Origin of the sequence: Pectobacterium punjabense, assembly GCF_012427845.1 — a bacterium.
GTDB classification, from domain to species: Bacteria; Pseudomonadota; Gammaproteobacteria; order Enterobacterales; family Enterobacteriaceae; genus Pectobacterium; species Pectobacterium punjabense.
Genome location: NZ_CP038498.1, coordinates 2678978 through 2703361 on the forward strand (window position 1 = coordinate 2678978; position 24384 = coordinate 2703361).

Annotated in this window: 20 protein-coding genes; 7 read left to right on the forward strand and 13 right to left on the reverse strand. The window is 52.5% G+C overall.

The features are described 5' to 3' along the window. Positions 1–85: 85 nt before the first annotated feature. The gene (locus E2566_RS12065; RefSeq protein WP_107167804.1) at positions 86–1156 is read left to right on the forward strand and encodes a LacI family DNA-binding transcriptional regulator; all 1071 of its coding nucleotides are present in this window, start codon (positions 86–88) and stop codon (positions 1154–1156) included. Here E2566_RS12065 and E2566_RS12070 read toward each other — a convergent pair. After that, positions 1147–2049 (reverse strand): LysR family transcriptional regulator, encoded by a 903-nt coding sequence (locus E2566_RS12070; RefSeq protein ID WP_107167558.1) that lies wholly within the window; start codon positions 2047–2049, stop codon positions 1147–1149. The genes E2566_RS12065 and E2566_RS12070 overlap by 10 nt on opposite strands. 172 nt (positions 2050–2221) lie before the next feature. Between E2566_RS12070 and E2566_RS12075 the strand changes: the two genes are divergently transcribed. The 4 genes from E2566_RS12075 to E2566_RS12090 all read left to right on the forward strand — a co-directional run bounded on the left by E2566_RS12075 (position 2222) and on the right by E2566_RS12090 (position 10057). Continuing rightward, positions 2222–4534: an FdhF/YdeP family oxidoreductase gene (locus E2566_RS12075; RefSeq protein WP_107167559.1), complete on the forward strand. Its 2313-nt coding sequence runs from the start codon at positions 2222–2224 to the stop codon at positions 4532–4534. 237 nt (positions 4535–4771) lie between these two features. Beyond that, a complete protein-coding gene (locus E2566_RS12080; RefSeq protein WP_107167560.1) occupies positions 4772–6706 on the forward strand; it encodes an exoribonuclease II in 1935 nt (644 codons plus the stop codon). 142 nt (positions 6707–6848) lie between these two features. Further along, positions 6849–7766 (forward strand): aldo/keto reductase, encoded by a 918-nt coding sequence (locus E2566_RS12085; RefSeq protein WP_107167561.1) that lies wholly within the window; start codon positions 6849–6851, stop codon positions 7764–7766. Positions 7767–7993: 227 nt separating this feature from the next. Next, positions 7994–10057, forward strand: coding sequence for a carbon starvation CstA family protein (locus E2566_RS12090; RefSeq protein ID WP_107167562.1), 2064 nt, complete (start codon positions 7994–7996; stop codon positions 10055–10057). Positions 10058–10195: 138 nt separating this feature from the next. On the opposite strand, the gene araC is transcribed toward E2566_RS12090, so the two are convergent. The 4 genes from araC to araD all read right to left on the reverse strand — a co-directional run bounded on the left by araC (position 10196) and on the right by araD (position 15359). Further along, positions 10196–11080, reverse strand: coding sequence for an arabinose operon transcriptional regulator AraC (araC, locus tag E2566_RS12095; RefSeq protein WP_107167563.1), 885 nt, complete (start codon positions 11078–11080; stop codon positions 10196–10198). Between the two features lie 32 nt (positions 11081–11112). Then, the gene (locus tag E2566_RS12100) at positions 11113–13122 is read right to left on the reverse strand and encodes a beta-galactosidase (RefSeq protein WP_107167564.1); all 2010 of its coding nucleotides are present in this window, start codon (positions 13120–13122) and stop codon (positions 11113–11115) included. 17 nt (positions 13123–13139) lie between these two features. Then, entirely contained in the window at positions 13140–14372 is a 1233-nt protein-coding gene (locus tag E2566_RS12105) for an oligosaccharide MFS transporter (RefSeq protein ID WP_107167565.1), read from the reverse strand. A gap of 291 nt (positions 14373–14663) precedes the next feature. Continuing rightward, positions 14664–15359 (reverse strand): L-ribulose-5-phosphate 4-epimerase, encoded by a 696-nt coding sequence (araD, locus tag E2566_RS12110; protein ID WP_107167566.1) that lies wholly within the window; start codon positions 15357–15359, stop codon positions 14664–14666. 336 nt (positions 15360–15695) lie between these two features. On the opposite strand from araD, the gene osmB reads away from it, so the two are divergent. Next, positions 15696–15911: an osmotically-inducible lipoprotein OsmB gene (gene osmB / locus E2566_RS12115; protein WP_010276685.1), complete on the forward strand. Its 216-nt coding sequence runs from the start codon at positions 15696–15698 to the stop codon at positions 15909–15911. Positions 15912–15968: 57 nt separating this feature from the next. On the opposite strand, the gene yciH is transcribed toward osmB, so the two are convergent. From yciH to E2566_RS12135, 4 genes are all read right to left on the reverse strand, one after another. Next, the gene (gene yciH / locus E2566_RS12120; protein ID WP_107167567.1) at positions 15969–16298 is read right to left on the reverse strand and encodes a stress response translation initiation inhibitor YciH; all 330 of its coding nucleotides are present in this window, start codon (positions 16296–16298) and stop codon (positions 15969–15971) included. Continuing rightward, positions 16295–17038 (reverse strand): orotidine-5'-phosphate decarboxylase, encoded by a 744-nt coding sequence (gene pyrF / locus E2566_RS12125; protein WP_107167568.1) that lies wholly within the window; start codon positions 17036–17038, stop codon positions 16295–16297. The genes yciH and pyrF overlap by 4 nt, the downstream gene beginning before the upstream one ends. A gap of 182 nt (positions 17039–17220) precedes the next feature. Next, a complete protein-coding gene (lapB, locus tag E2566_RS12130) occupies positions 17221–18390 on the reverse strand; it encodes a lipopolysaccharide assembly protein LapB (protein WP_107167569.1) in 1170 nt (389 codons plus the stop codon). A gap of 12 nt (positions 18391–18402) precedes the next feature. Further along, positions 18403–18708, reverse strand: coding sequence for a LapA family protein (locus E2566_RS12135; RefSeq protein WP_107167570.1), 306 nt, complete (start codon positions 18706–18708; stop codon positions 18403–18405). A 252-nt stretch (positions 18709–18960) separates the two neighbouring features. On the opposite strand from E2566_RS12135, the gene E2566_RS12140 reads away from it, so the two are divergent. After that, on the forward strand, positions 18961–19905 hold the full coding sequence (locus tag E2566_RS12140) for a sugar-binding transcriptional regulator (RefSeq protein WP_107167571.1): 945 nt from the start codon (positions 18961–18963) through the stop codon (positions 19903–19905). An 87-nt stretch (positions 19906–19992) separates the two neighbouring features. Here E2566_RS12140 and E2566_RS12145 read toward each other — a convergent pair whose 3' ends face one another. The 4 genes from E2566_RS12145 to E2566_RS12160 form a co-directional block, all read right to left on the reverse strand. Beyond that, entirely contained in the window at positions 19993–20991 is a 999-nt protein-coding gene (locus E2566_RS12145) for a sugar phosphate isomerase/epimerase family protein (protein ID WP_039314505.1), read from the reverse strand. A gap of 113 nt (positions 20992–21104) precedes the next feature. After that, positions 21105–22595, reverse strand: coding sequence for an FGGY-family carbohydrate kinase (locus tag E2566_RS12150; protein ID WP_107167572.1), 1491 nt, complete (start codon positions 22593–22595; stop codon positions 21105–21107). A 2-nt stretch (positions 22596–22597) separates the two neighbouring features. Beyond that, positions 22598–23542 (reverse strand): transketolase family protein, encoded by a 945-nt coding sequence (locus E2566_RS12155; RefSeq protein ID WP_168444503.1) that lies wholly within the window; start codon positions 23540–23542, stop codon positions 22598–22600. Further along, a complete protein-coding gene (locus E2566_RS12160; protein WP_107167574.1) occupies positions 23535–24365 on the reverse strand; it encodes a transketolase in 831 nt (276 codons plus the stop codon). The genes E2566_RS12155 and E2566_RS12160 overlap by 8 nt, the downstream gene beginning before the upstream one ends. Between the last annotated feature and the right edge of the window lie 19 nt (positions 24366–24384).

Here is a 24384-nt window from a genome sequence, read left to right on the forward strand (position 1 = left end):
ACAAAAACCTGTTTATATTGCCTGAAAACAGGAAATGTCTGGCTATGAAAACTTTGTCATTTTCAAAGGTGAACGGGATCACAAAATGAAAGGAAACCTGAAAATCCGTGAAATCGCGCAGCGGACGGGCTACTCGATCAGTACCGTTTCACGCGTACTGTCTGGTCAGTCCAATACCAGTGAGAACGCCAAAGCGGATATTCTTAACTGTGCCAGACAGTGCGGGGTTCTGACCGATCTCGCCAACGGCCGCCTGCTGTTAAACGGGCTGACTATCTTCGCCCCGCCGCGTGCGTTTGATATTCGGTCCGACATCTTCTATCACAAAGTGGTACAGAGCATTATTGATGCCCTGAAGCCACACGATGTGCGCGTGCGATACTGCGGGTTGGAGGAAAATGACAGCGATGCGGCGCTATTTTTAGACAAAATGCGCGATCCGGCCACGGAGGCGGCGCTGCTGATTGGTATCGACGATCCCTATATTCACGCGCTGGCGGCAGACAGCGGAAAACCCTGCATATTGATTAACTGCATCGACCGCAAGATGAGGTTACCGGGTGTCGCCCCCGCGCATCGGCTCATTGGCGAGTTCTCCGCCCACTATCTCTTTGAACAGGGCCACCATACCGTGTTGACGCTGTTATGCCTGCGCCGTTACACAATGGAACTGCGCCTTGATGGCATCAGAGATGCCTATCAGCACCATAATCTTCCTTTCTCAACCGAAGAGCATTTGCTGGCGTTGGATAATTTCAGCACGGCGGATGCAGAGCACGCGATGACCGATTTTTTAGCCCGCTGCCCACGGAATAAATGGCCCACAGCGATTCTGGCTGGCGGTGATTTCATCGCGGTTGGCGCGGTGAACGCGCTGAACAAGGCTGGCTTGCGCGTCCCGCAAGACGTCTCGGTGATGAGCATGGATGGCTTCAATCTCTCCGCGATTCACGACGTGCCGCTAACCTCGGTACATGTGCCGCGTGAGGCGCTGGGTGAGGAGGCCGTCAGACTGCTGCAATATCGTCTGATTCGCCCCGACGCCCCCGTGGGCAACCTATTGCTCAACGGTACGCTAGTGATTCGCCAGTCCGTCAGACGGCTTCGCGCTAGCAAATCGGTTGCCCCAGTGCAGGACAAAAGCCTCTATGACTGAGCCTGCAACCACTGCTGCGCGACGTCAAAGAAATTCTGTGCCAGCGGCGTCGCTCTACCTGCCTGCGCGATGACAACCGCAGGCTGGCGGCGCATCGGGGGAAATTGCAGCGGCCGCAGCGTTAACGCAGGCGTCATCTCTGGGATCAGGCTACCGTGGGGCACAATCCCACACCCAAGCCCAACGTAGACGCTTTGGATCAATTGCAGAACGGAAGCGCTTTCCACCTTGACCCACGGCGAGACGCCCATTTCACGAAAATGGCTATCCAGATAGCGGCGAAAATAGCGGCTGGCTTCCGCCAGACAGAGTGGCACCTCAGAAAGCGCATCGAGAGTCAGCGGCACATCCCCTATCAACTGCGGAAAATGGTGCGGATGGAACAACAGATCAACGCCCCGCTCCGTCAGCGGCGATGCCTGAAAGTGCAGTTCCTGTAGCGTTGAAAATTCAAAAAAGCCGATGCCGACATCCACCGAATGCGCATTCAGCGCTTCCAGCAGTTGATCCGCACTGAACAGCGAGATTTGGAAATCCAACTGTGGGTATTCCTTATTCACCACCGCCAGCAGGCTCGACAGCGCGATACTGCTTTGCGGCACCGCCCCGATACGCAATACCCCGCTTACGCCACGTTTCAGCGACGCGACTTCCAGCTTTAATCCCTGATAGACCGAAACGATCTCACGCGCCCAGGCCAGCACGCGCTCACCTTCGGCCGTGAAGCCTTCAAAATTGTTACCCCGATTGATTAACGCCAGATCCAGCTCCTTCTCCAGATTTTTCAACCGCATGGAGAGCGTGGGCTGACTGACAAAACTGGCTTCCGCTGCCCGGCCAAAATGGCGTTCCTTCTCCAAATTGCATAGGTATTGCAGCTGTTTAATATCCATCGCCAGGCTCTGTAGTGGGTAAGCGACAAGTATACCTTGATAAGCCACCTCTATCCCACCATAGCCGCATTTGATTAGACGTGATCGCAGACGGCACCTAAACTTCAAACCAAGAGCAAACATTTAAAGTTTTGTTCACATAAAAAAAACATTATCACCTGCGGATTAGTACATGAAATTCAAACCATCTATCAAGCCATACCGCAATGCGGCTGGCGGCTGGGGCTCGTTGGAAGCCACCACGCGTTTTGTCCTCGACAGTAAGCAAGCGCTGAAAAATATCCGAAACTTGTTACGGGTCAATAAATCGAAAGGGTTTGACTGCCCCGGCTGTGCCTGGGGTGATGACAACAGCAGCACATTCAGCTTCTGCGAAAACGGGGCGAAAGCGGTGAGTTGGGAAGCGACGCGCAAGGCAGTCGATCTGGATTTCTTTGCCGCCCACAGCGTTACGACGCTACGCCAGCAAAGTGACTATTTTCTCGAGTATCAGGGGCGTTTAACCCACCCGATGCGCTACGATCGCGCCAGCGATCGCTATGTTCCCATCGACTGGGACGCCGCTTTTGCGCTGATCGCTCAGCATATCAACAAGATGGCACATCCTAATCAGGCCGAGCTTTATACGTCCGGCCGTGCCAGTAACGAAGCCTCTTATCTGTATCAGCTTTTTGGCCGTATGCTAGGCACTAACAATTTTCCTGACTGCTCGAATATGTGCCATGAAGCCAGCGGCACTGGCCTGAAACAGAGTATCGGCGTCGGCAAAGGCACTATCCGGCTGGATGATTTCGAACACGCTGACGCGATTTTCGTCTTCGGTCAGAACCCTGGCACCAATCATCCACGTATGCTGCACAGCCTACGTCACGCCGCCGATCGCGGTGCGCACATCGTTTCCTTCAATACGCTCCGCGAGCGCGGTCTGGAACGTTTTGCCAATCCGCAAAATCCGCTGGAACTGCTCACGCCGCTGTCCGGCACCATTAGTGAAACCTACCTGCAACCCAATCTGGGCGGTGATATGGCTGCCGTGCGCGGCATGGTAAAAGCGCTGCTGGAAACGCATCGTCAGCGCCTGTCTGACGGAGAGCCGGGGTTATTCGATCAGGATTTTCTGTCCACGCATACCCAACAGGTGGATGAATACCTCGCCGTAGTGGACGTCACAAGTTGGCAGAAAATCGAGCAGCAGTCCGGCTTGAGCGAAGCACAGCTACGCTATGTGGCGGCAATTTATCAGCAGTCACCGCGCGTGATCTGCACCTGGGCGATGGGCATTACCCAACACAAGCATTCCGTCGCCACCGTGCGCGAAATCGTAAACCTGCAACTGCTGTTTGGGCAATTGGGGAAACCGGGCGCGGGGCTGTGTCCGGTACGCGGTCATAGCAATGTGCAGGGTAACCGCACGATGGGGATCGATGAGAAACCGACCGCTGCGTTTCTCGATCGCCTGGCCGCACATTATGGCTTCACTCCACCTTATGCCGCAGGCCACAACACGGTAGAGGCGCTGGAAGCCATGTTGCGCGATGAGATAAAAGTGCTGATCGCATTAGGTGGTAACCTAGCCGCCGCCGCACCAGATTCAGCACGCACCGAAGACGCTCTCAGCCGTTGCGATCTGACCGTACATATCAGCACCAAGCTCAACCGCAGTCATCTGGTTACCGGCAAGGTTGATGCGCTGATTCTGCCGACGCTTGGCCGTACCGATCTCGACATGCAGGCCAGCGGCGCACAGTTTATTACCGTCGAGGATTCCTTCAGTATGGTGCATGCCTCGCAGGGTGTCGGGCAGCCGCTTTCGCCGTTGCAGCGCTCGGAAACCGCGATTGTTTGCGGTATTGCCAATGCGGTTCTCGGCAATGAAAAGCTCGACTGGCTGGCGCTGGCGGACGATTATTCACGCATCCGCGATCATATTGCCGCCACCATTCCTGGCTTTACCGATTTCAACGCCAACTGCGACCTGCCGGGCGGATTTTATCTCGGCAATGCCGCCGCAGAACTGCGGTTTAACACCCTCAACGGAAAAGCCCAATTCGGCCATGCTGCGCTGCCCGATACGCTGTTCCCGCAGCTACAAGGCAGCGATGTACCCTTTACGCTGCAAACCCTGCGTTCGCACGATCAGTACAACACCACGATTTATGGTCTGGATGACCGCTATCGCGGCGTTTATGGTCAGCGGGAAGTGCTGTTCATGCACCCCGATGACATTGCCGCGCTAGGGCTGGAAGATGGCGATCGGGTCGATATCGAAACGCTGTGGAACGATGGTATTACCCGCATCGTCAACGACTTCAAACTGGTGAGCTACAATATTCCACGCGGTAATCTGGCAGCCTATTACCCGGAAACCAACCCGCTGGTGCCGCTGTCCAGCTTTGGCGATGAAACGCACACGCCGACGTCGAAGTCGGTGCCCGTTAGCGTTCGGCGCAGTACGCAAGCAGAGTCTCTGCTGCGTATCGCTTAAGCCTCTCTGCATTAGGGTCTATGTCATAGCGTAAACCTCCCCCCTGTCGTGTTGCAAAACCAATAGCGCACACGACAGGGCTTCTCTCAAATCAGCATTGACTTTATTCGAATTTATTCGCGCTTTCCCCGTCGTTATACGGCCACGGCTCCCCCGATTATTCTTGCCGCCAGCACCTGATTCGAGTAAAACTGTGAACTGCTAATTAAGCCACTCACAATCGTATTTCTGGACGCTATGTTTCAAGATAATCCGCTGCTTGCACAGCTAAAACAGCAACTTCACTCTCAGACACCGCGTGTTGAAGGTGTCGTCAAAGGTACCGATAAGGCATTTGGCTTTCTTGAGGCTGACGGACAAAAAAGCTATTTCATTCCCCCTCCGCATATGAAAAAAGTGATGCACGGCGACCGGATTACCGCCACCCTGCATACGGAAAAAGATCGGGAAATTGTCGAACCAGAAACGCTGATAGAACCTTTCCTCACCCGATTTGTTGGGCGCATTCATAAAAAAGACGATCGCTTATCCATTACGCCTGACCACCCGCTGCTGAAAGACGCGATTCCTTGCCGCGCCGCACGCGATGTGACACACGATTTTCAGGATGGCGATTGGGCGGTAGCCGAAATGCGCCGTCACCCGTTGAAAGGCGACCGTGGCTTCCATGCCGAACTGACGCAGTACATCACCACGGGCGATGACCCACTGGTGCCGTGGTGGGTGACGTTGTCACGCCACAACCTGGAGCGTTCTGCTCCAGAAGTGGAAACTACTGAGCGCCATGACGGCGAGCTCGTCCGTGAAGATCTGACCGCGCTGAACTTTGTCACTATCGATAGCGCCAGTACCGAAGATATGGACGATGCGCTGTATGTGCAGGACAACGACGATGGTTCACTGCAATTAACTATCGCCATCGCCGATCCCACCGCGTATGTGGATGCAGGTAGCGAACTGGACAACATTGCACGCCAGCGCGCCTTCACCAACTATTTGCCCGGCTTCAACATCCCGATGCTGCCGCGTGCACTGTCGGACGATATCTGTTCCCTGCTCCCGAACGAACGTCGCCCCGTCCTCGCCTGCCGCGTGACGATTGCCGCCGACGGTGCACTGGGTGGCGATATCCACTTCTTTGCTGCCTGGATCGAATCCAAAGCCAAATTAGCGTATGACAACGTCTCTGATTGGTTAGAAAATCAAGGCGAGTGGCAGCCACAAAGCGAGGCCATTGCTGAACAAATCCGTTTGCTGCACCGCCTCTGTCTGGCACGCAGTGAATGGCGCACCGCGCATGCCTTAGTGTTTAAAGATCGCCCGGATTATCGCTTCCTGCTGGGTGAAAAGGGCGATGTCTTGGATATCGTGGTTGAACACCGCCGCATCGCCAACCGTATCGTTGAAGAATCCATGATTGCCGCCAACGTTTGTGCGGCCATTGTGCTGCGCGATAAACTGGGCTTTGGTATCTATAACGTGCACAACGGTTTCGATCCCGCCTCGGTTGAACAAGCGGTTGCGGTACTGGACACGCATGGCGTTCAGGCTGATGCACCGACGCTGCTGACACTGGAAGGCTTCTGTACGCTGCGCCGCGAGTTGGATGCCCAGCCGACACAGTTCCTGGATAGCCGTATCCGCCGCTTCCAGTCTTTCGCGGAAGTGAGCACCACGCCGGGGCCACACTTTGGTCTGGGGCTGGAAGCCTATGCCACCTGGACATCCCCGATTCGTAAATACGGCGATATGGTGAACCACCGTTTGCTGAAAGCGGTTATCACCGGACAGGCCGCAGAAAAACCACAAGATGACATCACGGTACAACTGGCCGAACGCCGTCGCCTTAACCGTATGGCAGAGCGCGATGTCGGCGACTGGCTGTACGCCCGCTACCTCAAAGATAAAGCCGGCACGGACAGTCGCTTCAACGCTGAAATCATTGATGTCACACGCGGCGGTCTGCGCGTTCGCCTGTTGGATAATGGTGCAGTGGCGTTTATCCCGTCCTCCTTTATCCATGCGGTGCGTGATGAGTTGGTGTGTAACCAGGAAATGGGCACCCTCTCGGTGAAAGGTGACGTGGTTTATCGTCAGGGGGATACGCTAGACGTCCTCATCGCTGAAGTGCGTCTGGAAACCCGCAGCATCGTGGCAAAACCCGCCGCATAATAGTCACACCGCCGAGTCATCTCGGCGGACAACCTCTCCGCACGGGCGTTCACAGCGAACCGCCCCGTGCATCATCAGCGTTTATTCCGCCACATGGTTTATCAACGGCAGGCGTGTAACCCTACTAAAAGGAGTGTTCCCGATGAAAAAAATAACAATCGGCACATCCGCGATACAGGCTTCCAACATTGCGTTGGGCTGTATGCGAATGGCGAAGAAAAGCACGGATGAAGCGGCTGACATCCTCAATGCATCCATTGAAGCCGGCATTGATTTCTTCGATCATGCCGATATCTACGGCTCTGGCTTGTCGGAAGAGGTTTTTGCCGCAGGTTTACAGAAGACGTCCATCCGCCGGGAATCGATTTTTCTGCAATCCAAGTGCGGCATCCGCAAGGGGTTTTTCGATTTTTCCAAAGCGCACATCGTCGCGTCCGTTGAAGGCAGCCTTCAGCGCTTAAAAACAGACTACCTCGATGCGCTCCTGCTGCACCGCCCAGACACGCTGTTTGAACCCGATGAAGTCGCGGCAGCATTCGATGAACTGGAACGCAGTGGGAAGGTTCGTCATTTCGGCGTCAGCAATCAGAACCCGTTACAAATTGAGCTACTGAAGAAATCCGTACGTCAGCCGCTTATCGCCAACCAATTACAGTTCAGCATTATGCACACGGGCATGATTGATGCGGGTTTTAACGTCAATATGACGAACCCCGCATCGGTGAATCACGACGGTTCAATTCTGGAGTACAGCCGCCTGAATTCGATGACGATTCAAGCCTGGTCACCTTTCCAATACGGTTTTTTTGAGGGCGTTTTTCTCGACAATGAGAAATTCCCCAAGCTAAACACGACAATTGACCACATCGCCAAGCACCATAACGTCACCAACACGGCGATCGCCACCGCATGGATTCTGCGTCACCCTGCCGACATGCAGGTGGTTATCGGCACCATGAGTCCAGAACGTATCCGTGATATCGCTGCGGCGTCTACGCTGACGCTCAGCCGCGAAGAGTGGTACGAGATTTACCGCGCCGCCGGCAACGTTTTGCCTTAAGAAACGTTTTGTCTTCAGTACACAAGCCCTGCTTATCCCTTGCAGGGCTTCACCTTTTTACCGCTCCAGCACGTTAGCCCTTGTTTGGCCTTTAATTTTCTTTACAAAAATTCACCTTCGCTCACATTTTCTCATCCATCCGCTTCTCTTCGCCAACAAACCCACTATTGTTAAATTGCATTAACACTCGCGCTATACCCTTTCTGAATAACGAAGGAGCCGTTGTTATGAGTAACGTAAAGAGCATTGTGATCTGGCTGCTGGTCGGACTGGCGGGCGCTTTTTCGTTCGCCACGCTGGCGCTGAGCCGCGGTGAGCATGTCAATGCGGTGTGGTTGGTCATCGCCGCCGTCTCGTGCTATAGCATTGCCTATCGGTTTTACAGCCTGTTCATCGCCAAAAAAGTGTTTGAGCTAGACGATCGCCGACTGACACCGGCGGAACGTCATAACGACGGTCTGGATTATGTTCCCACCAATAAATGGGTCCTGTTCGGCCACCATTTCGCCGCCATCGCCGGGGCTGGCCCGCTGGTTGGGCCAATTCTCGCCGCACAGATGGGGTTTCTCCCCGGCACGATTTGGATTCTGGTTGGCGTAATGCTCGCCGGTGCCGTGCAGGACTTTCTGGTGCTGTTTATCTCCACCCGCCGGGACGGTCGTTCTCTGGGCGAAATGGCAAAACAGGAACTGGGCACGTTCGCGGGTATCATCACCATGCTCGGCGCGCTGGGCGTCATGATCATCATTCTTTCAGCGCTGGCGCTGGTCGTTGTAAAAGCGCTGGCGGAAAGCCCATGGGGATTGTTCACCATTGCCGCCACCATCCCCATCGCGCTCTTTATGGGTGTTTACATGCGCTTTTTACGGCCAGGTAAAATTGCTGAAGTGTCGATTATCGGCTTCGTGCTGATGATGCTGGCGATTGTCTACGGCGGTAATATCGCCGCACACCCCTATTGGGGGCCGTTCTTCACGCTGAAGGGGACATCGCTCACCTGGGTTCTGGTCATTTACGGCTTTGTCGCTTCTGTCCTGCCAGTCTGGCTGCTGCTGGCACCGCGTGATTATCTCTCTACGTTCCTGAAAATCGGCGTTATTGTCGGGCTGGCCTTCGGTATCGTGTTCGCGATGCCGGAAATGAAAATGCCCGCGGTCTCTCGGTTTATTGACGGTACTGGCCCGGTTTTCTCCGGTTCCTTGTTCCCCTTCTTGTTTATTACTATCGCCTGCGGTGCGATTTCTGGTTTCCATGCGCTGGTTTCCAGCGGCACCACGCCAAAACTGGTTGAACGTGAAAGCCACATCCGCTTCATCGGCTATGGTGCAATGCTGATGGAATCCTTCGTCGCCATCATGGCGCTGATTTGTGCTTCGGTTATCGAGCCGGGTATCTACTTTGCCATGAACTCACCCGCCGCTTTGATCGGGACCACGGTTGAGAGTGCCTCATTGGCTATTAATAGTTGGGGATTTGTGATTACCCCACAGGAATTGAGTGCGATTGCCAATGACGTCGGCGAAGCCTCCATTCTTTCCCGTGCCGGTGGTGCGCCGACCTTCGCGGTGGGCATGGCTTATATCATCACCGAAATTTTTAATAGCCGGGCGATGATGGCATTTTGGTATCACTTCGCCATTCTGTTTGAAGCCCTGTTCATCTTGACTGCCGTTGACGCCGGGACGCGCGCCTGCCGCTTTATGGTCCAGGATTTGGTCGGTATTGCGATTCCCAGACTGGCTAATAGCCACTCCTGGCTGGGGAATCTGGCCGGTACGACCGTTGCCGTTTCCGGTTGGGGATTCTTTGTGTATCAGGGCGTGATTGACCCGCTGGGCGGCATCAACACACTCTGGCCGCTGTTCGGGATCGGTAACCAGATGCTGGCATCAATGGCGCTGATTCTCGGCACCGTGGTGTTATTTAAGATGAAGAAACAACGCTACGCATGGGTGACAATCGTCCCTACCGTCTGGCTGTTTATTACATCGATGACGGCAGGTTGGCAAAAAATCTTCCATGAAAAACCCAGTATCGGCTTCCTGGCTCAGGCGAAACGCTTCGCAACGGGCATTGAACAGAACACGCTGATCGCACCAGCCAAATCGATTAAAGATATGGAAACTATCGTTTTCAGTAATCAGATCAACGCGGCGCTATGCGGGTTCTTCATGCTGGTAGCGGTGACGATGCTGGTTTCCGCATTCTTTGTCATTCGCCGTGCAATCAACAGCAATGTGCCAACGGCAAAAGAAACGCCGATTGTCTTGCGAGACAGCGCTCAACCTTAAAGGGCATCGGCGCACATTCTTCAATCCCTCCTGCGTGGAGGGATTTTTTTACCCGGAATAAGCGCTTCTGTCACAGTATGCAGTGGTTTTATCGCTTTTGATAAACCCCGCAGAGGTCATGAGAAACGCCCAACGACTTCAGGGTTCATGTAAACTGCCCATTCTTTCATAGCGTTTTTTATATTCCGCCGGTGGAATTCCATTATGTTTGCGAAATAAGCGTGTGAAATAGACCGGATCGCTGTACCCCACTGACTGTGCGACTTTAAATATGGGCAGTGGCGTCGACTGAATCAAGAGCTTGGCACAATTGATGCGCTGAACTTCGCGCCAGGCATAAATAGTTTGCCCCAATTCAATTTTGAACAGATGCGCCAGCCGCGAAGGAGACAGAAACACCATCCCCGCCAGCGCTTCAATTCTCAGCTCTTCAGCAATATGTTCGTTTAAATAGGTGCACACCGTATTTATCCTTGGATCGTGCGCATACCGGCTGCTAATAGGCTGTAGCTGAAAACAGGCGAGGATCAACCGCTCCAGCGCATTCATCGCCAACGCTTCTGACAGCGGCGTTGAATCGGCATTATGGCGGATCGCCTCATAGAACAGTGCTTGTATATGCTGGCTCATTGCAGGGGCATGGATGATGGTTTTCCCAATGCCCTGCGTTTTGTCATCCCATTTTAACCAGTCATGCCAGTAAGGTCGGGGAATAAAATAAATCCATACATGATCCCAGTGGTCGCTGTGTTTATCACGGCCATAATGGTGTGGCACGCCCGGCGGAAAAAGTAATAATTCATTCTCCTTGGACAATAACGATCCTTCCCCTACTTTGGCACATCCCTGTCCGCGCAGCGTCAGGTTAATAATATACCCCTTCATTCCCTGTGGCCGGTTAATATAATAATCCAGTACCGAACCACGAGATATTGGAGTAAAACCAGCGACCATCCAGGCATTAAAGGTAAAGGTTTTCATCAACGGGGAAAAGTTCAATAATTCATTGATATTGAGTTCCATATTAACCTCTCGATATGGCCGCTGGCATAGGCTTAGCTTTCGATAATAATAAAATCCCAGGCGTTGAGCAGTAACGATGAGCCTTCTACAACCTCAGTGTCAGTTAATAAAGCGTAACCACCCATTTCACAATGATAAGATTGGGGTTTCCCTGAGTAGTTAAATACAAAAGAAATTGACTTGCCGTGAGCATTTTTCATTCGTTTCACAATAAGCGGAAATGCATAGCGTGATGTGCGCGAACGAAGCGATATGCCTCGCGTCAGATGATCAAATAACTGGCAAATAAGGAAAGGTTGCGGCAGAAACCCTACATACATTGCCCGTCCATCGCCATAATTCGCCTCGGTTGCGGCAACGTAATCACACCAGGCCGGATGCTGATAACGCAACAAGGTGCGGGTTTCTGGTAACGGTGTCAGTAACTCCATCCATAAATCAGCCCGATTATCACGGCTGCAATCAAGATCCGGCAGGCAGGCAGCAACGGTGACCGCATCCGGCAACGTAAACTGGCTATAGCTCACGCCACAAACACGGCTGAGCAAACCAGGTTGAGTACTGTGTCGAACTTTTACATTTTCGTCACTGAACCCTGATTTGAAGCCAATCAGCGCACGGCCACCTCGTTCAATATAACCATTAATCCTTTCCAACAGCCCATTATCAGCAGCATAGAGCGCCGGAATAATCACAGCCTTATAGCGCGCCGTGCTTTCATCCACATCGTTAATAATGTCGAGAGAAATATTGTGATCGTACAGCGCATCATAAAACCGACGAATAATATCGTTATAAACGTTAGTTTTTGCGTCGCCAGGTTTGAATTGGTTCAGGGCATCCATCGCTTCATTGCTGATCAATAACGCCACATCACAATCTGCCCGTAATGATTCAAGAGACGAAGACAGCCGGGAAAAATCAGCCCCAATCGTTGTGGCTTCTTGCCAGGTAGGATTGCGAGAGAAATCATGGCTCAGCAGCCCTTTCCAGTAGGTTTCAAACGAATTATGGATGGAATGCCAGTGCCAGTACGCCACCATCGCCGCCCCCGAGGCGATGTGGCTAAAGGCTTGTAGCCGTAATTGCCCCGGATAAGGTGTCCACTGCGGAAACCCTTGTGCCTGCGTTTCGAGGACAAAATAATTTCGCCCCTGTTTCAGATTTCGCGTAACGTCACCACCGAAGGCAATTTCTCTCCCGGTTAAATATGACTGGCTCGGGTGATAAATATCGACACCTGCCACACTCAGACATTTCGCTGCCGCAAAATGATCGACGTGAGGCTGTACGCCAAATGAATAACCGCGCCATTCAAAATCAAAATTGTGCGTAATGAAATGATGCGGTTGTGCATATTCCCGCACCAGACTGGCCTGCCAGGCCAAATAATCCGTCACTTGCTGCCGCTGATAGCGGCTGAAAGCACAAGAGAGGCTGGCATTAATGGTGTTCTCGACGGGGGGGAAATCTTCCCAGCGATCGATACGGTTACTCCAATAATCGAGGCCGAAATCATGATTAAGCTTATCGAGGCTCACATATTTTTCGCGCAAATGCTGAACAAAACCGTCCTGCATGTCGCGTCCAATATTATCGTAATGCTTAGTTTCATTATCTAATTGGTATCCGATGATCGCAGGATGATGTTGTACATGCTCCAGCAACACACGGATGATATTCTCTGCATAACGGCGAAACACAGGGCTAACAATATCCATGATTTGCCGGGGTCCGTATTTTTGCTGTCCTTCTACCGTCGTCACCATGACTTCGGGGTGCTTGAGAGCAAGCCACGACGGAATCGCATAGGTTGGCGTGCCGATAATGACAGCGATCCCTGCACGATGCATCGCATCCAAAACGCGATCGATGTGATAAAAATTATACTCACCTTCTGTCGGCTCTAACGTGCTCCATGTCGATTCCGCAATGCGTACAACATTGATCCCCGTTTCCAGCATGAGTGAAATATCTTTTTCCAGACGATCTTCCGGCATATACTCATCGTAATAAGCAACACCATAATATAATTTTGACATACTCCTTCCTCCTTAAATTAATAAACTAACCCAGGCTTATGGGCAAACACTCTATTTTTATCCAGTGTGAAGAATGAAATAACGGTGAAGCACAAGGCGACACTTCCCAGTATCAGGTAGCTACTGGAAAATCCCATTTTCTGATACAAGTGGCCAATCCCGGTGGATAGAAAAATCGAGCTGAAACTTTTAGAGAATTGGAATCCAATAAGGTAGACCGTAGCGGAAAGCAGCGGATTGAAATTCGCAGTGATGTATTTTAATGCCGCAACCAGCAGCACTGAACTTTCGAACCCATGGAGTAATTTAATTAAACTAATGGATACTGGCCCAACGGCCCATGCGGAACCTATAATGCGAAAACTCATAATAAGCCCACAGTAGAGTAACGCATTTTTTGGCCCAATCTTATTCACAAACCACGGGGCGAAGAACATTACCACGGCATCCAGGAAAATCTGCCCGGTGGTTAAATAACCAAAAACTTCCGCACCACGCGCTTTGTTTTCAAAAAAGTGGGTGTAATAAATCGCAAACTGCTGGTCATAAGTTTCATAAACAGCGCCTACACCTATCATATAGATGGCAAAGAACCAGAATTGTTTTAGTTTTAGCAGTGCGGCTGCATCATTGAGTGTAACAGGCGGTTGAGTACGCATTTGCTGTGAATACTGATTCGAGGAACTGACCTGCGTTTTCCATACAACAAACAATAAGCACACGCCCGCTGCGCTAGCCGTCCAAAAGATCAAGTTCTGATCGATGCCATAAAGTTTCCCTGCAATAAAGGTTCCTAATGCTGCACCAATACCGCCAAACATTCTCGCACGGCCGAATTCAAAACCCGATGCCCGGCTGACTTTATCAATATACGCCTCACAAATTCCGCAGCCTGCGCCGTAAGCCATACCGATATATATCCCGCCCGCAAACGCACCGAGAATAACGTTAAATTTCAATAGCGGGGCAAAGACGAATATCCAATAAGGTGCGAAAAATGTAATGATAAGCGCCAGCATCCACATAAGATGCTTACGATAAATAAGTTTGTCAGAAATAAAACCAAATAATGGCTGAACACATACCGCCACAACGGCAGTAAAGGAATACACCAGCCCAACATCTCCATAGCTAATGCCAATGGTCTCCGTTAGCCATAATGATAAATAAGGGAAACAGCACCCCCAACCGATGAAGAAAAAAAGGAAAAACAAACAGCTCATGTAATAATTTTTATTTGAATCTATCATGATACCCTCGCGTTCTCATTACCGGAAATATGCCCGTATTGATGCGAGCAACGTTACCCTGTAATAGAAAGCGCAGTCATGAATGTCTCGCTAGCGACCAGTAATAATCTGCTATGCCCTGCGCGGCGTGAGAGTGCTCACATTTTATTACTGTCTGCCGGAAGAATAAAAAAATGTTTATTTTAAAATAGGAGAACACCCCGCAAGCATTATGCTGGCAGGGTAAGAATATCCTTTCATTATTTAAAACGCCGGGATATTTCCAAACGATGATCCCGACAGCACGATGGTTTACTGTCCGTAATAGGCGTTCTTACCGTGCTTACGTAAGTAGTGCTTATCCAACAGCGTTTGCTGCATCTCACTCAACTGAGGCGTTAGCTGGCGTGAGAAAATCCCCATGTAGGCAAGCTCTTCCAGAACCACGGCATTGTGCACCGCGTTATCAGCATCTTTCCCCCATGCAAAGGGGCCATGCGAATTTACCAATACCGCGGGGACATCCACCGGAGAAATGCCGCGCTGGCGGAAAGTTTCGACGATCACCGTTCCCGTATCCCACTCATAGCGACCATTGATTTCTTCATCCGTCATCAAACGAGTACAGGGAATGGGACCATAAAAGTAGTCAGCGTGCGTGGTTCCCCAGGCGGGGATGTCTTTACCGGCTTGCGCCCAGATCGTGGCATGCCGAGAATGGGTATGCACAATACCGCCGATATCGGCAAACTCCAGATACAGCACGCAGTGGGTATCGGTATCTGACGATGGCTTCTTCGTCCCCTCCACTACCTTGCCGCTTTCCAGTTCGACAACGACCATGTCCTCTTGCGTCATAGCCGAGTACTCAACGCCGGAGGGTTTGATCACCATCAGACCGCGCTGCCGATCTACCGCACTGACATTTCCCCAGGTAAACGTCACCAAATTATGCTGCGGCAAGGCCAAATTGGCTTCCAACACCTGTCTTTTTAGCGTTTCTAACATAATCAGCCTCCCATCGACGCGATAACACCATTCTCCCGGCCTGACGAATTCGTCGCTATGGGCTAAATCGCTAAAGACCTAGCGGTGTTCTGCTATGGGAAAAAGAAAGAGACACGCCACAATATTGAGCAAAAAACAGCCAGCTTTATCAATTATTGCTATCGTTAAGGTAACGCAGGGGAATTAGGAGTTTTTACCTGTTGCCGTTTTTTCCGATGATTATACTTGTCATTAGGCGGTAAAAGGCTCCATTCCTTTATTTAATACCGCAAAAAGAACTTTGTTCGATATTTTCCTCACAAGAAACGTGAGACTAAGAGCAGAAAGGGGAAGAAAATGAAATTAAATAAACGTTTTGCGACAGCCGCTCTGGCAATTACGCTTGCTGTTACGCTCGCGGGCTGTTCAAACATGTCCAAACGTGACCGTAATACCGCGATTGGTGCCGGTGCCGGTGCGGTAGGTGGAGCGATCTTAACGGATGGCGGAACATTAGGAACACTAGGCGGTGCCGCTATCGGCGGGCTGATTGGCCGTCAGGTCGATAAATAACCTATTTATAGCAGCAGGTTAACGGGAGTAAACCTGCTGCTTTTATACTCGTCATACTTATCCGCCGGCCAGCTTGACCTTCATCCCTTTCGCTTCCAGAAGCTGTTTTAGCAGGTCGCGTTTATCTCCCTGAATTTCGATCACGCCCTCTTTCGCTGAGCCACCGCAGCCACATTTTTTCTTCAATTCAGCAGCCAGCTTATCCAGCTCAGCATCATCAAGATCGAGGCCGCTAATCAGGCATACACCTTTTCCTTTACGCCCACTGGTTTGGCGTTGGATACGCACGATACCATCACCTTTTGGCCGAACTTCCTTTTCTTCTTCAGGCTTAATACGCCCCGTTTCCGTGGAATAAACCAGTTGGCTGTTCTTATCATGATTCATGATGCAGCACCATTTAACAGTGAAGCACGGATATCGCGTAGCGTCTGTGCTGGATCGGCCGATTGTGTGATCGGTCGGCCAATCACCATATAGTCCACACCAACCTGCTGCGCCTGAACCGGCGTCATAATGCGGCGCTGATCGCCAACATCGCTGCCAGCAGGACGAATTCCCGGCGTGACCAGTTGAAATGCCTGACCACACACCTGCTTCAACCGCTGTGCTTCATGCGCGGAACACACCACGCCATCCAGCCCGCTGTTATGTGTTAGCACAGCCAGCCTTTCCGCCTGCTCAGCCGGGCTGACGGTAATACCAAGCCCGCGTAGATCCTCTTCGTCCATGCTAGTCAACACGGTCACGGCAATCAGTAACGGAGCATCTTTACCAAACGGCACCAGCGCGTCTTTCGCCGCCGTCATCATGCGCGCACCACCACTGGCGTGCACATTGACCATCCACACGCCAAGATCGGCGGCTGCCGCCACGGCGTGGGCGACGGTGTTCGGAATATCGTGGAATTTTAGATCGAGAAACACATCAAAGCCGCGCTGCTGTAATGTCTGCACGAACTGTGGGCCAAATAAGGTAAACATCTCTTTGCCCACCTTCAAACGGCAATCCTGCGGATCGATACGGTCAACAAACGACAGCGCCGCATCCTGACTGGCGTAGTCCAACGCGACAACAATCGGGGAGGATACCGTTTGATTCTTTTGCTGTAGATTCTCGTTTTTCATTCGTCACCCAGTCTCTTGCGAAGCCAAAATTCCCGCCGCATTCTACATGCCCCGCCCCCGAAATCCCAGCCGCCTGAAGACGAATGCCGTTAAAGGCGTTGGCTGAAACGGAAATCACGTACAATTATTAGTATGTTGTAACTAAATAACATTAAAAAATAACGCCTCGATATAGCGAGAGGCTATTGTCCGTCTAATCCACGGATAGGCTTTACGCTGGCCCAGGTGCGGCAGGAAGGGCATTGCCAATAGAGTGATTGTGACGTGAAGCCACACTTGCGGCAGCTATAGCGGGGTTTGGTGCGAATCTGTTCGCCCACCATGTCGCGCAATCCCTGAAGATTTTCTTTTGTTCGTCCATCTTCCGCTTCATGCAGGTGAAAATCCATCAGTCGGTGGAACACACGCATCGTAGGGTGACGCTGAAGCTGACGATTAATATAAGCCTGTGCAACTTCTGCGCCCTCTTCTCTTTCGAGGATATCGGCCAGCATCAATTCCGCCGTCGCACCGGTATTTTCTTCTACGCAACGTTTGAGGAAATTCACCCAATCCAAGGGCTTATCTAAATGCTGATAGCACTCCTGGAGCATCGGCAGCGTTTCGCTGACCAGTTCTTTATCCTGATCGAGAACCTGTCTCAACGCCTCCACTGCACGCGAATAATTCTGCTGTGCCATGTAGATGCGCCCCATCATGATAGACGCGCGGGCGCACTGATTATCCGCCGCTGCGCCTTTCTTCAGGAGCGTTAACGCTTTATCTAGATCGTCGCTCCCCATCGCCAGCAGCGCCAATTCGCAATAAAAATGGGCGATATCCACGCGGAGCTGATCTTTTCCCATCTTGACCAGTTTTTCCGCAACATCAATTGCCGTCTGCCAGTCACTGGTTGACTGATGGATTTGCAATAGCTGCTGCAAGGCGCTGCGTCGAAAATCCTCTTCATCCACTAACTGGTTAAAAATTTCTTCGGCACGGTCATACAACCCTGCGGCCATGTAGTCACGGCCCAGTTGTTGCACTGCCAGCAGGCGTTGTTCAAACGTTAATGATGCGCTTTCAGTCAGCGCCTGATGGATGCGGATCGCTCGGTCAACTTCTCCGCGCGAACGAAACAGATTGCCGAGTGTCAGGTGGGCTTCAAAGGTGTTGCTGTCGTCCTTTAGCATGTCGAGGAACAGCTCCACCGCCTTATCCTGCTGGTTGGACAACAGGAAGTTAACCCCGGTGACATACTCACGGGACAGGCGGTTTGATTCCTGCTCTTTGTCCTGCTGCGCACTTCTGCGCCCCATGTACCAGCCGTATGCGGCGGCCACGGGCAGCAACAGAAACAGCAGTTCTAACATAGAGAGAATTCCTTAATGGGTGACCGTCTGCACTGGCGCCACATTCTCCTCGGTGGAGGGAGAAAGCTGTTGTTCCAGACGCTTGATTTTACGTTGTGCACGGCCAAGCGCAATGCGCTGACGCAGATAAAACAGACCACAGATAACCCAGCCAAGACCAAAGCCCAAGGCAAATAGCGTGGCAAGCAGTGTGGAGATACGATATTCCCCCTGCGCCAGCAGATAGTTAAATGTCACAACCTGATCGTTGTGCGCACCCAGTGTGACAGAAATGATGAATATCGCCAGCACGAGTAAAAAAATCAGCAAATATTTCACATTGTCCTTCCTGTGATATCCATTAACCGAATGAATTATGCCAAATTTTGGCGACTAACCCCATTAAATTACCATGTCCAGCGCGGACAGGGAAATCATGGTGTCAGTCCGATTTTTTGCCATTGTCTTTGCCATCACACGTCTCACGGTACAGAAGCTGAAAATAAGCACCGTACGCCACTGCCGTCTGCGCTTGTTATTTATTCTGTGCTGAATAAAAATGACAGTAGCACGCCAGCAAGGGGAAAAGTCATGTCAAAGCAGGACGAACAGCGATTATTGGTCAAGATCGCTACGCTCTATTATAGCGAAGGGATGAAACAAGCAGAAATTGCCGCCTCACTCCATTTGTCACAGTCTTTTGTATCCCGCGCTATCACGCGCAGTGTTAAAGAAGGTGTGGTCAAAATCAGCGTAATTCAACCCCCGAATATGTTCATGGGGCTGGAGTCCGCAATTCAGAAGCATTACGGCATCGATCAGGCTATTGTGGTGGATATCGCCGACAATGCTACGCTGACGCAAATCAAACAGGCGATTGGCTCCGCGGCGGCACACTATGTCCAAACCAGTATCCGTCCTGACGATTTGGTCGGTATTTCATCCTGGAGTAGCACGCTGCGAGCGATGGTGGACAGCCTGCACCCGCAAAGCGTCAAAGCACAGGGCGTCATCCAACTACTGGGCGGAGTGGGGCCGAACGGCAATGTACAGGCAACCATCCTGACGCAAACGCTAGCCAACCAGCTAAGTTGTCCAGCCTATCTTTTACCCGCGCAGAGCATTGAACGTTCGGTGGAAGATCGCGCTCGTTTGGTGACCAGCGATGAAGTTTCCAACGTGGTCGATAAATTCAGCGAAGTGAGCCTGGCACTCGTAGGCATCGGCGTACTAGAGCCGTCGCAACTGCTGAAAAATTCCGGTAACTACTATCACGAAGCGATGCTGCAACAGCTGGCTGAACGCGGTGCCGTGGGTGATTTGTGCCTGCATTACTACAATGCGGAAGGCGAACCGGTGTTGCAGGACGATGAAGATCCCGTGATTGGTATGGCGCTGCCCCAACTGCGTCAATGTCCGCGCGTGGTCGCGCTGGCAGGCGGAGTCGAGAAAAGTGCGGCGATTCGCGGCGCGTTGACCGGCCACTACATTGATGTGTTGATTACCGATCGACTAACCGCCGAGACGCTGATCTAACACGCCAGGCACCTAATGGTGAGCAATAACGGTAACGTCAGGCGCAACATGATTCCCCTGCTCCGCACCTGACGAACCGTGGCAAAATTACTCGTTAACGTTAATGGATGACAGCAGCGCATCCTGTACAATTCGCTGCGCCTGTAATGGATTTTGCGCCTCCTGTGCCGCCTGAAGCGCGGGGATATCCAGCTTGTCCAACGCACGATAGATGTGTTTCAGGAAACGGATGGACAGCTGCGCCGCCTCAACGTGGTTCTCCCGGAACGGGAACTGATCGAGCTGCCAGACACCCTGCCAGTTATTGATTTTCAGCACGTAGAAAAACTCGAAAATCTCGGTCATGTGCACCGTGCCGACCACCAAATCGTCATCCCAGCCGCGCAGGTTATCGTTCACATCCATGCCGAACAGCCGACCGCGATCGATAATCAACTGGGCAGAATCCGCTGGTGATTCTCCGCCATACAGCGCATGGCCGAAGTCCAGCAATACGCCGACGTTATCCAACCCGATATCTTCAATCCCCAACAGCGTTCTCGCTGCGGAATCCCAGGTCATTTTTACGCGCGGTTCGCGCGGCTTGTACTCGATAGCAAATTTTACATCGGGGTTAGCCCCCGCCAGATCGCGCATGCCATCAACCGCCAGTTTCCACAGATTTTTATGGCTGACCTGGAACGGATAATCCCAACCATCCTGTCCCGGCCAGACTTTGACGTAATTCGCCCCCAGTTCACGCACAATGCCAGCAGATTCGTGCATCAGTTCAAACGCCGCCGCCCGCGCGGCCGGGTCGGGGTTGGTGAAAGCGCCACGCGACCACTTTTGCAGGTAAATTTCCGGCGTGATACCAATCGCTTTCAGCCCTGCATCTTTCAGCGCGTCTTTCACTTCGCTGAGTGTCACGCCCGGCGTGAAGGGATAAGGCAAGTCGACATAGGAAAGCTCACCGACCTCTTTTGCCGCTTTGATCTGGTCGATCGTGCTCAAGGCCGGGCCGTAGCCGTCCACCGCATAGCGGTCGATATAATTCGCAAAATGCCACAAACCTGCACCAAATTCAGGGTAGTTATACGTTGCCATAATAAAGTCACCTCTTTGATTTGTAGAGTATTGAGCTGCTTATCTTTCGTATCGAATAGGTTTTTACGGTTAACCCTTTCTTGCTGCTAAAAAATGCTTACTGTTCAAAATGATCATGATTCGGGTCGCAGACGCGCCCGTGCCACCGCCGTGCGCCACTGTTGATAACTCTCCTGAATGGCGTGGTTTGCCAGCGACGGTTCGATGATTTCTACCTCTCTCGGCAGTGCGGCAATCTGTTCGTTGTGCTCCCACCACCCCAGCATTTTTCCGCCCAAATACGCCGCGCCCAGCGCCGACACTTCCGCGTTATGGTTGCGAATCAACGGGCGCTGCAAGAGGTCAGCCTGAAACTGCATCAGCCAGCGGTTTTGCGTCGCGCCACCGTCAACGCGCAGCGCGGGTAACGCAGCCTGCGACACCTGCTCCATCGCGAAAAAGACATCGGCAATCTGGTACGCGATGGATTCCAACCCAGCACGGGCGATGATGGCAGGTGTGGTGGCATCGCATAAGCCGCACAGCAGGCCACGCGCTTGCACATCCCAATAGGGCGCACCCAGCCCGGATAAGGCAGGGACAAAGAAGACGCCCTGATTCGATTCGGCGCTTAACGCCAGTTCGGTCAGTCGCGTCACGGAAGGGATACCCAGCATCTGACCAATCCAGGCAAATCCCGAACCGGTATGCGTAATATTGCCTTCCAGCGCGTAGCGCAGTTCGCCATCGTGCCAGGCGATCGTGGTGCTGAGCCCCACAGCGTGAAGATGTGGCGTGTTGATGGTGGTCATCAGCGACGAACCCGTGCCATATGTCGCCTTGATTTCACCGCTTTGGGTTATGCCCTGACCGTACAGCGCAGCATGGGAATCCCCAATCAGCGCCACAATGGGTACGCCAACAGCCAGCCCGCGGATACCCGTCACGCCGGTGTGACCATGCAGCGCCGAGGAAGGCGTAACAGCAGGCAGGCAAATGCTGGGGATGCCGAAGAGTGCAAGTAGATCTTCATCCCAGCAGCCGCGGTGGATATTGAACAGTTGGGTTCTTGCAGCATTGGAATAGTCGGTAGAGTACGCCCGCCCGCCGCTAAACTGCCAGTTAAGCCAGCAGTCCACCGTTCCGATGCACAGCTCCCCCGCCATTGCACGAGCAACACCGTTTGGCAGTTCAGCCAGCATGGCATGAAGTTTGGCGGCGGGAAAAAGCGGATCGACCTGTAATCCAGTGCGGGATGCGATCAAATGAGCTTCCGCACTTCCCTGTACCGCCTGACAGAATTTTTCGGCACGACGATCTTGCCAGCTAACCAGCGGCGTCAGCGGTTTTCCGGTTTGCCTGTCCCAGATGAGCACCGATTCGCGCTGATTACTGATGGCAACGCCCACCACCTGAGCACGATGTAATGACGACAGGCAGGCTTCTGCGGCCTGACAAACCGCACGCCAGATCGCCATCGCATCCTGCTCCGCTCTGCCTGGCTGCGGGTGTGTCACCTGCAAAGCAACCGACGCTTTAGCCAGAATGCGCCCCCGCTCATCGACGGCAATCGCCTTGGCGTTCGTCGTCCCTTCATCGATTGCCAAAATAACCGGCGTAAACATCATCAGCCTCCCGGACAAAGACGCAGTGCTGCGTTGACAATGCCCGTCGCGTCCAGCCCGTGATGCGCTCGCATCGCGCTCCGATCGGCGGCAATCGCGTATTGACCATCGGGAATCCCCAACCGAACTAGCGGGATTCCGCTACCTGCTTCCGCCAGCACTTCCGCAACCAGACTGCCTGCACCGCCGTTGACGTTATGTTCCTCGACAGTGATGATTCGAGGTGTTTCACTCAGAATTTCAAGTAATTGCTGAGTATTACACGGCCGAATAGAGGAAAGATTAACCACCGTAGCGGAGAGTCCTTTTTCTGCTAATAATTCAGCCGCCGTCACAATTTCATGCACGGTGGACCCCAGCCCGACCAGCGTGATATCACAGCCTTTGCGCAGTACATCGATCTGTCCCGGCACAAAGCGATAGTGCTCATCATGCAAAGCAGGCAGCGGTTTACCATCAAGGCGAATATAGACCGGCCCCTGATGTGCAAAGGCGTAATCGATAATCTGGCGACACTCTTCCGGGCTGGACGGCGCGTAGATCTCAATATTGCCAAACCCTCTCAGCACCGCGATGTCATCAATACTGTGGTGGGTGCTGGCGAGTGGGCCGTAGCTACAGCCCGCATTAAGCCCAAACAGCTTGACGTTGCTGTTGTTGTAACAGACGTCAACTTTGAGCTGTTCGTTGGCGCGGGAGATTAGAAACGGCGCCGCGTTGCAGGTCACCGCAATTTTCCCGCCGATGGACAGCCCTACCGCCGTTCCCACCATCGTTTGTTCTGCAATCCCCACGTTGACGATGCGGTCGGGAAAACGCTGAATGAACGGGGAAATCTTTGCCGTTGAGGTCGAATCCGCCAACACCGGAACAAGATCAATTCCCTGTTCGACGGCCTTGATGAACTGCTCGACCATAACCGTTGCCAAATGGTCTGCGTTACTCATCTTTTAGTTCCTCCAACGCCAGTGCTATTTCCTCGCCTTTCGGCACCCGGTGATGCCATTCAGCTCGCCCCTGAATAAACGACACGCCCGCACCTTTTTCCGTATTCGCAATCACTACATTCGGTTTACCGTTGCGCGGTAGCTTTTCCAACGTGTCCACCACCGATTGCATGTCATTACCTGCGCATTCCGTAACCTGTAAGCCAAAGGCTTGCCACTTTTCTGCCAGCGGATCGGTGTTCATGATGGAGCAGGTCGTCCCTGCCAATTGCAGTTTGTTCTTGTCGTTGATGATGATCAGGTTATCCAGTTGGTAATGCGCCGCCACCAGCGCCGCTTCCCAGTTACTGCCTTCTGCCAACTCGCCATCGCCCGTCAGGACAAAAACCCGACGCGGGCTATTATCGCGCTTAGCCGCCAGCGCAATGCCAACGGCGACGGGCAGTCCGTGCCCCAGCGCCCCGGTGTTCAGCTCAATTCCCGGCGTCTTGTGCTTGACTGGATGCCCCGGCAAATGCGAGTCGGGGTGCTGATAGGTCTCCAGCCATGCTTCTGGGAAATAGCCCGCTTCCGCCAGACAGCAGTAATAACCGCCGACGGCATGGCCTTTTGACTGGATATAAATATCCCGCTGCGAATCCTGAAGACGATCCGGTGCACAGTTCAAAATACGAAAATACAGCGCCGTCAAAATCTCAACCTGTGACAGATCTGCACCCGTGTGCCCGCCAGCCGGACTATTGGCATTCAGATGAATAATACGGCGACGAATAGCGCGGGCTTTGTGCGTCAGCGCCTCCACCGACAATGCGTACGGATTCATATCTCACCTCGCTTGAATT